The following is a 752-nucleotide window of genomic DNA, read 5'->3' as shown; positions in this document are numbered from 1 at the left end:
AGTGCCAGTTAGAGATGGCACCCTCCTACAAGTTTGTGGGAGGCCCTCTAAATGGTGCTACATATCATGAGCGACAAAGAACTTTCGCGGCTTGAAGTTCTGCGCGATCTATCGGCCGGACGGCTCACGGTTTCGGCAGCGGCGGAGCTTATGGGGCTTGAGCGCCGGCAAGTCCAACGTCTGGCCAAGGCGTATCAGGCCCAGGGCGCAACGGCGCTCATTTCTAAGAAGCGCGGCCAACCGAGCAACCGTCAGATGCCAGAAACTCTGAAGTCCCAAACGTTGGCGATTATCCGCGAACGCTACGCGGATTTCGGACCGACTTTGGCGGCGGAGAAGCTCCGCGAGGTCCACGATATCACGATTGGACGCGAGACGCTGCGGCTCTGGATGCTCGAGGCCGGCCTCTGGGCGGACAGGCAGAAGCGCCGCGGACGGGTTTACCAGCCGCGCTATCGCCGGGAGTGCGTTGGCGAGTTGGTCCAGGTTGATGGCTCTGAGCATTGGTGGTTCGAGGATCGCGGGCCACAATGCACCCTGCTTGTCTTCATCGACGACGCCACCAGCCGACTGATGCACTTGCAGTTCGTCCAATCGGAGTCGACCTTCGCCTATTTCAACGCCACGCAGCGGTATCTGGAGCAGCACGGCAAGCCGATAGCCTTTTACACTGACAAGCATGCGGTCTTCCGCGTGAACAAGGCCGCCGGGCTTCATGGTGACGGCATGACTCAGTTCGGTCGCGCGCTGAA

General features: G+C 60.2%; 1 protein-coding gene. It reads left to right on the top strand.

All coding sequences use genetic code 11. The annotated features are described in order from the left end of the window. Positions 1-51 precede the first annotated feature (51 nt). A partial coding sequence (locus AEAC466_RS43435) for an ISNCY family transposase (protein WP_023460299.1) occupies positions 52-752 on the top strand: 701 nt, incomplete at its 3' end.

The organism is Asticcacaulis sp. AC466 (genome assembly GCF_000495815.1).
In the GTDB taxonomy this organism is placed as follows: Bacteria; Pseudomonadota; Alphaproteobacteria; order Caulobacterales; family Caulobacteraceae; genus Asticcacaulis.
Note: the sequence above shows the minus strand (reverse complement) of the source record. Positions and strands in the feature narration are given on the sequence as shown.